Genomic DNA, 9240 nt, shown 5'->3' with positions numbered 1-9240 from the left:
TGAGTGTTCTAAAGAAGTATTCCCCCATCAAGTCGCAGATCCAGCGTTCGGATCTCAAGAAGGGCGAGAAAGGCTTCTCTCTGGATTTTGTATCGACCAGAATAGGCGAGGCGAAACACTCCATTCAGGAGTGCAAAGACAAAGGTCTCACGTATTCGGTTCCGCTTTATGTGACTGTAAGAATCACCGACCTTTATACCGGAGAGATCAAGGAGGAAGAGGCCTTTTTTGGATACTTGCCTTACATGACCGATAACGCCTCCTTCATAATCAACGGAGCGGAAAGAGTGATCGTCAATCAGCTCGTGAGATCTCCTGGTGTCTATTTTGTTGATGAACCTACGAAGGCGGTATCGGGTTCTCTTCCCATTTATGTCGCGCATTTTCTGCCTGTAAAGGGAGCTTGGTTCGAGATTCTCCTCAATCCAAACAAGCAGATAATGCAGGCTAGAATAGACAGAAGAAGAAAACTGAATTTCTTTGTCTTTTTGAAGGCTCTGGGTTACGAGAACGATCTCGATTTGCTCAGACTTTTCGAAACTGGATACGATGGGTCGGACGAAGATGAACTGCTCGCGAATGTTGGAAGTATTATTCTCGAAGACATCAAGACTCCAGGCGGAGAGTTGATAGCAGAAAAGGGAGCGTTACTGACTGAAGATATTATCGCAAAAGCAATCGAGGCAGACGTAAAGACCGTAAAGCTGCCGCTTCCTATAGCAATGAAGACTTTCATTGCTTTGCAGAAGACATATGGAGAAGGGATGACCGAAGATGCCGCTTATATTGAGCTTTTCAGAAAGCTCAGACCCGGTGAGATTCCTCGAATAAATGCCGCGAAGAGCTACATAACCAATCTATACTTCAGCCCCGACCGTTTTGACTTTTCCGATGTCGGCAGATACAAGGTCAACAGCCGGCTTAAGAAGGTTTATCAAGACTACCTGAAGGAGTTTGAAGGAAAGAAAGTTTCGAAGGACACGGATTACGCAGAAGAGTCCAGTGTTCTTACAGTTCTCGATGTAGTCCTTGCGGCAAGGCACCTGACAGAAATTGAAAGCCGACCGGAACTTCTCGATACGAAGGACCACCTTGGAAACAAACGAGTTAGAACGGTGGGCGAACTCATGGAAACAGAATTCGAGAAGGCATTCATTAAAATACATAAGCTCCTCGAGGAGAAGCTTACCATATATACTTCCTTCGACAAAATTGCGGTGCAGAGTCTTGTGAATGTAAGAACGCTAATGACCACTCTGCATCAGTTCTTTGCAACGAGTCAGCTTTCTCAGTTTATGGACCAGGTTAATCCGCTAGCGGAGTTGACTAACAAGAGGAGACTTTCTGCCATCGGACCAGGCGGCTTGAAAAGAGAACACGCAAGATTCGAGGTTCGTGACGTTCATCACTCTCACTACGGTAGAATGTGTCCCATTGAGACCCCTGAAGGCGCCAATATTGGACTGATGACTTCGATGGCTACCTTTGCAAAGATAGACAAGTTCGGATTTCTCCTGACTCCTTACAGAAAGGTTCAGAAGGGAGTAGCTAGTGACGATATTGTATATCTTGCCGCAGATGAAGAAGAGCGTTACAACATAGCTCACTCCACTATCGCAATGGACGGAAATGGGCGTATTCTAGATGAAAACGTTGAAATCCGTTATGCGGGAGAGGTAAGGTATGTTAATAGGGAAGATGTTGATTACATGTCGGTCTCTCCCAAACAGATCGTTTCAATCTCGACTTCTTTGATACCGTTTCTGGAAAACGACGATGCCAATAGAGCATTAATGGGATCAAATATGCAAAGACAGGCCGTACCCGTAATCAAATCCGAAGCTCCCATTGTTGGGACCGGTGTTGAAGGTGTGGCTGCCAGAGATTCAGGATATGTTGTGCTTGCAAAGCACAAGGGCAAGGTAATTAGTGTTGACGGCCGAAGAATAATCGTGCAGAGGCTTGATGATAAAGGCAATCCTGAGCTTGATGAGAAAGGAAAGTCAGTCGAAGATGTTTATTCTCTGTTCAAATTCGTGAGGACAAACCAGGACACTGCGGTAAACCAAAGACCAATAGTATCCGTTGGTGAGGAAGTGGAAAAAGGAGCTCCGATCGCGGACGGTCCCTCTACGGAAATGGGAGAGCTTGCCCTTGGGAAGAACGTGCTGGTAGCTTTTATGCCCTGGGAAGGGTACAACTTCGAAGATGCTATTTTGGTCAACCAGGAACTTCTTGAAGATGACACTTTCACGACTATCCACGTTGAGATGTATGAGACGATCGCGAGAGATACCCAGCTAGGTCCGGAAGAGATCACTGCTGATATTCCCAACGTGTCGAAGGAAGCGCTCAAGAATCTTGATGAAAGCGGAATAGTCAGAGTAGGTGCGTATGTTACATCACAAGACATTCTTGTTGGAAAAGTCACACCCAAAGGCGAGTCCGAAACAACTCCTGAAGAGAAGATAATAAGGTCTGTTTTCGGAGATAGGGGAAGAGATGTGAAGGATTCATCACTGAAGCTTCCTCATGGTGTCGAGGGAAGAGTAATCGATGTCAAGGTCTTCGAAAAAGAAGAAGTATCTGAGCTTGGATCTGGCATCAACAAGCTTGTCAAAGTATTCGTTGGAATCAGAAAGCCTTTAGATGTTGGTGACAAGCTTGCTGGAAGGCATGGTAATAAAGGCGTTGTTTCGAATATTATACCGAAGGAAGACATGCCTTTCCTTCCAGACGGAACTCCAATCCAGCTTGTGCTTTCTCCTCTGGGTGTCCCGTCGAGAATGAATGTCGGGCAGGTACTTGAGACACATCTTGGATGGCTGGGAAAGCTTACAAATCGCTATTTTGCGACTCCCATCTTTGATGGAGCTACAGAAGAAGAAATCATGACCGAGCTTTATGAAGCCAGGAAAAAGTTTGGCCTCGAAGACGGAGATAGTGAAGAGTTGAAGACCGGTAAGGTAACCCTGAGAGATGGCCGCACCGGTAGTCCTTTTGACTTCCCGATTGTTGTGGGAATTATGTACATGCTTAAACTCGTTCATATAGCAAAGGATAAGATTCACGCGAGATCTACAGGTCCTTACTCGCTCATTCATCAACAGCCTCTCGGTGGAAAGGCCCACTTTGGTGGCCAGAGATTTGGCGAGATGGAGGTATGGGCGCTTGAAGCCTATGGAGCGGCCCACACATTGAATGAGATGCTGACGATAAAGTCTGATGACATCAAGGGAAGGAACGATGTGTATAAGGCAATACTGAAGGGAATTAATATACCAGAACCAGGTATTCCGGAGAGTTTCAAAGTCCTTATAAAAGAGCTGCAGGGACTCTCTCTCGACGTTAAGGTTTTTGACCAGAATAATGTCGAGTTGGATGTGGATAAATTATGAGAATCAATAGAAGGGAGCTACCCCTCAAGGAGGGAAGCAGATGCCAGTAAGCACATACAAGAGAAAGGTCAGTAAGCTGGAAATCGATATTGCCTCACCGGACAGAATCAAGGGCTGGTCAAGCGGGGAAGTGAAGAAGCCCGAGACGATTAATTATCGTACATTCAAACCGGAAAGAGACGGACTTTTCTGTGAGAAGATCTTTGGACCGACCAAAGATTACGAGTGTACATGCGGCAAGTACAAGGGAAAGAAGTACGAGGGAACCGTTTGTGAACGCTGTGGTGTACGAGTCGAATCTAAAGAAGCTCGCAGAAGAAGGATGGGTCACATCGAGCTGGCCGCTCCTGTCACACACGTTTGGTATTTGAAGAGCGCGCCAAGTGTTCTGTCATCACTTCTCAACATTCCTGCGAAGGATCTCGAGAACATAATCTACTACGGATCGAAGAGAGTAATTGAAAGGCTGTATGTGGTCACAGATCCCAAGGAGACGGATTTTTTTCCTGGAATGACGATGTACCAAACTGAATATGAGATCTACACGAAGAAGCTCAGCTTCGAAGTTGAGCAGGGTTACAAGGTGAAGGCACCTCATGGACCGGTTACAACAGACATTGACGGTAAAGTCACTATCGAGAGAATCGACAGCAGTACCGAGAGAGAACTGAACTGGGTAATCGTCAAGGACGAGACGGGAATTGAGAAAAAATACCCGGTTTTCGAAGGTGCTCTCATATATGTTCAGAATGAAGATGAAGTTCATAAGGGTGATACCCTTGCCGACAGATTCCTCTTCGAGGATGAAGTTCTTTCCGCTACAGAGTATAAGATCTTTGACGAATACTATCCAGGAAAATTCGAAGTGGAGACCGATACCGAGAGCGACAGGCCGATAGTCATAATAACGGAAATTGATCCCGAAGTTTCTGAAGAGACAGGCAGGACAGTCGGAGAGGTCTTGATAGAAAATGAGTACGAGGCTTACAAAGAGCTTTATCCTGGAAAGGTAACCTGTGATTACGGAGCGGCCGCAATTAAGAAGCTGTTGCACGGAATGGATCTGGAAGAACTGCAGGTAGCCATTGAACTGGAATTGAAGTCTATTCCAAAGAGCAGTGCTCGAGCTCTTAAACTTCTTAGAAGGTTGAAGTACGTCAAGGACTTTATTGCCTCAGACAACAGACCGGAATGGATGGTTATGGACGTTGTACCCGTAATCCCTCCGGACCTGCGACCCATGATTCAGATCGAAGGCGGAAGATTTGCAACAACGGATCTGAACGACCTATACAGGAGAGTCATAAACAGAAACAACCGGCTTGCGAAATTACTGCAGATCGGGGCTCCCGACATAATTATCAGGAATGAAAAGAGGATGCTTCAGGAGGCTGTGGACTCCCTCATATACAACGGGAGAGTTGGAAAGGCAGTATCAGACAAATCGGGCAGGCCATTGAAGTCTCTTACGGACCTGGTCAAAGGCAAGAAGGGAAGATTCAGAAGGAATCTGCTTGGGAAGCGAGTAGATTACTCCGGTCGAGCCGTCATCGTCGTTGGACCCGATCTGAAGATTCACGAGTGTGGAATCCCTAAGAGGGTAGCAATGGAGTTGTTCAAGCCGTTTGTTCTCTCTAAGCTTCTTCACGGCAGTGAATCGAGCAAGACAGCGAGAAAACTCAAGAAAACGATAATAGAAAAGGAAATGCCTGAGGCCTGGGAAGTTCTAGAAGATGTGATCAAGGGACATCCGGTACTCCTAAACAGAGCACCGACGCTTCACAGGATATCCATACAGGCTTTTATACCCAGGTTGGTCGAAGGAAACGCGATTCAGCTCCATCCGCTTGTATGCGCACCATTCAACGCAGACTTTGACGGCGACCAGATGGCCGTTCACGTTCCGTTATCCGCAGCCGCTCAGGCAGAGGCGAAGTTTCTCATGCTCAGCAGATACAACGTGATTTCCCCCGCAAGCGGGAAACCCATTTCGATGCCAGGCAAAGACATAATCGTTGGTGTGTATTACCTAACAACTGTTGGTCATGATCATGAGAAGAAAGAGAAAGAAGTCATGGATTATTACTCGGCCCTCCTCAAAGATGAAAAGATTTCAGATGTAGATGCGAGGAGGATGGTCAGGCAGAAGGCTCTTGAATGGGTCGATTGGAAGTTCTCTTCTCCAGGAGAAGCGCTTCTTGCTTACGACACGGAATATATATCACTTCACGATCCTATTCTTGTTCAGCTAGATCCCTCATCCGGAGAGCTTACGCTTACAACGGTTGGAAGGATAATCTTCAACACCATAGTCCCCGAAAAGCTTAGGGACTACATGAAGAAGTTCAACAAGAAAGCTATAAAAAAGTTGATCTACGACTGCTTCCATGAGTATGGAATCGATAGGACGGCAGATCTTCTGGATGATATGATGTCTCTTGGCTTTCACTACGCTACTGCTTCGGGTCTGACCATATCGATAAATGATATCGTTGTTTATCCCCAGAAGGACAAGGTTATCGATGCCGCACAAGAAAGGGTAGATCAGATCGAGAACCTTTACAAGTCGGGATTCTTGACTGAAGACGGAAGAACTCAGGAGATAATCAGAATCTGGTCCGATACGACTCAGGAGATAATGGAAAAGACATACACGGAGTTCGAAAAGTATCCATTCAATTCGATTTACATGATGGTCGATTCCGGAGCCAGAGGTAACATCGACCAGCTGAAGCAACTCGCCGGTATGCGAGGACTGATGGCCGATCCATCGGGGAAGACGATCGAAGTACCGATAAAATCGAATTTCAGGGACGGACTAACGGAGCTCGAGTTCTTCACGTCTACCCACGGGGCGAGAAAGGGTTCGGCCGATACAGCTCTTCGAACGTCGTTCGCCGGTTACCTTACCAGAAGACTGGTCGATGTCTCCCAGACGATAACCGTTACTACACCGAACTGCGGTACTCATGAAGGTATCGAGGCCATTGAACTCATGGCGGACGGTGTAACGATTGAGAAGCTCGAAGAGTTCCTCTTTGGGAGGGTTCTTGCGACCGATGTTATCAATCCTCTGACAGGGAAGGTCTTGAAAAACGAGAAGACTGGAAAGGAATACTTCCGCGATACGATGATTAGAGATGAAGACGCTGCATTCCTTTCAAACTATAGAGCCAGTGTCGAAGTTGCCCGTGAAGAGATTTTGAGTATCCCCAAGGTGACCAGGCTCATAAACTATACCGAACTGAACGAGAGTATCACTCTCAATGACAAGGAATACAAAGCAGGCACCCATATTGGCAGTGATCTTCTCCACCAGCTCAAGAATTCTGAAGTTGAGGAAGTGAAAGTGATTAGCTTCCCATGTGTGGGTCAGATCTTTGCAGGTGATCCCGTAAAGAACAGCAGCAAAGAAATGCTTGTAAAGTATCAGGAAAAGATAGACGAGCTTACGGCGAAGAAGCTGCAGAAGAACGAAATCGACAAAGTCTACGTCCGTCCGACAATAAAGGTTAGATCCGTATTAACTTGCGAATCCGATAGCGGAGTCTGCGTTATGTGTTATGGAATGGATCTTTCAAATCACGAGATTGTCAACGTCGGAGAATCCGTTGGTGTAGTTGCCGCCCAGTCGATTGGTGAGCCAGGCACACAGCTGACTATGAGGACTTTCCACACAGGAGGTATAGCCACCGGACAGGATATTACCAGAGGTCTTCCACGGGCAGAGGAGTTGTTCGAGGCCCGGAAGAAGCTCAAGGATCCTGAAGCGCTCTTCATAGAAAAGGGAGATAGCGGTTTTGTTAAGGATCTCGTCTCTGACGATAAGGGAAGAAGAAAGGTCTACATCGAAACAAAGACCGGAGGCATCAGTGAATACGATCTCTCCTCGAGCATCAAACCCAAGATCGAGATCGGTAACAAGGTTACTGAAGGACAGGCAATAACAACTGGAACCGTAAGGCCCAGGAAACTGATGGAAAAGCTAGGCCTGGTTCAAACAGCGCTTTATCTTCTTACCGAGATCAAAAGGGTGTATGCAGAACAGGGAGTCGAGATTCACGACAAGCACTTTGAGCTAATAATCAGACAAATGCTCTCGAAAGTTGAGGTCACGGATCCCGGAGACACCGACTTCTTGCCGGGAGACCTTCTTGACATTGTCGAAATCAGAAAAATAAACAAGACAATAGATGAAGCCAACAGCAGAGTCGGAGAGAACAGAGAGTATGTAATCGATAAGAGATTGGCAAAGAGAGTCCTTGGTGAAGATGAAGACGGAAAGATACAGAAGATAGCCGCTGAGGGCGAACAAATAAGTGAGGAGCTGCTTAACAAGATACTTAAGGGCAGCATAAAGCAGATACTCATTTTTGATGTCGACGAAGATCATTATCAGAAGCTTGTCGATGACTTCAATCCCGACACTATAATTCCCGAGAAGAAGATCCAGATCATGCCGAAGGATCCAATAAAGTTCAAGCGAAAGCTTCTCAGGATTACCAAGGCTTCTCTGGAGAGTGAAGGTTGGCTATCAGCTGCATCATTCCAGCAAACGCCACAGATTCTTACCGAAGCATCTGTTGCCGGGAAGTCGGATTTTTTGCTGGGACTGAAGGAGAACGTAATAGTGGGCCAGCTAATACCCGCTGGGACAGGTCTTGATATGTATGCCAATCTGCAGGTTGAAGAGGCAGCGATACCCTCACAATTCAAGGAAGAGGAGCTAGCCTGATCTAAGAGGAACTATAAATATTGGCGGAAAGCGCTTTGCGCTTTCCGCTTTTCTTTTGAAATGGTAACATTATAAAGGACAAAAAACTCTATCATCCGGGGGGCGGAGTTGTCGAAGCCGGTTTTGGAAATAGCGGATCTTAAGAAGAAGTACAGTATAAGCGGAACAAGAGCCCTTGACGGAGCGACTCTCTCATTTTATTCTGGAGAGATCGCCTCTCTTCTTGGAGAAAATGCAGCGGGTAAGACTACGCTAATGAAAGTCATTGTTGGAATTGAGAAGCCAGACAGTGGTTCTATGTTATTTAGAGGTGATAAGTATATTCCGTTGGGCCCTTCTTCCGCTCTGGAAAAGGGCATAGGAATGGTCCCTCAGAGCCTGAAAGTTATTTCGCAGCTAACTGTATTTGAGAATCTGTTGCTGGGGTTCAAGACTAATTTACTCGGAGGGGCAATCAAGCACTTCAAAGAAAGAATAGAAGAGGTTATGCAGCGTTATCGCCTCCAGCTCCCCTTAGACAAGAAGGTTGAATCGCTTTCGACGGCGCAGCGCCAAAAGCTGGAAGTTGTGAGAGTTCTCCAGAATTCTCCGAAGATAATTATTTTCGATGAACCTACAACTCTGATATCTGAAACCGAAAAGGAAGAACTGTTCGAGACTTTTAGAAGGTTGAGTGCCGAAGGAAAGGCCGTAATATTTATCACTCATAAGCTTCGCGAAGCATACTCTGTTTCAGATCGAATATACGTTATTCGATCCGGAGCAATCATCGGCAGGTACAGAAGAGAGGAGACTTCTGTAGAGGAGCTTCACAACCTAGTTTCTGGAGAAGAGATTAGTACAGATAGGATTCAACTCACGTCAAGCGGAGAAGCAGTCTTGCGAGTTGAGGAACTGAGTATCGAAGGTTCTGTAGACGGTGAGGAAGCTGTAAGGAGAGTATCATTCGAGGTGAAGATAGGTGAGCTTCTCGCGATTTCAGGTGTAGCCGGAAATGGTCAGGAAGAGCTCCTGGAGGGAATTTTCGGGATGAGAAAGATTCCTTCGGGAAGGGTTCTTCTCGATGGAATGGATGTTACCAACATGCCTCCCCACAATCTCAGAAAG

At 46.4% G+C, this 9240-nt stretch carries 3 protein-coding genes; all 3 read left to right on the top strand.

Annotated features, from left to right (window positions below; all coding sequences use genetic code 11):
• Window positions 1-3398, top strand: a 3398-nt coding sequence (locus ENN47_08485; GenBank protein HDP78204.1) for a DNA-directed RNA polymerase subunit beta, incomplete at its 5' end; no start/stop codon positions are given.
• 40 nt (window positions 3399-3438) lie between these two features.
• Window positions 3439-8133, top strand: a complete 4695-nt coding sequence (locus ENN47_08480; GenBank protein ID HDP78203.1) for a DNA-directed RNA polymerase subunit beta' — start codon at window positions 3439-3441, stop codon at window positions 8131-8133.
• 108 nt (window positions 8134-8241) lie between these two features.
• Window positions 8242-9240 (top strand): ATP-binding cassette domain-containing protein (locus ENN47_08475; GenBank protein ID HDP78202.1); only part of this gene is annotated, 999 nt, incomplete at its 3' end.

This window comes from Mesotoga infera (assembly GCA_011045915.1).
Classification (GTDB): domain Bacteria; phylum Thermotogota; class Thermotogae; order Petrotogales; family Kosmotogaceae; genus Mesotoga; species Mesotoga infera_D.
Note: the sequence above shows the minus strand (reverse complement) of the source record. Positions and strands in the feature narration are given on the sequence as shown.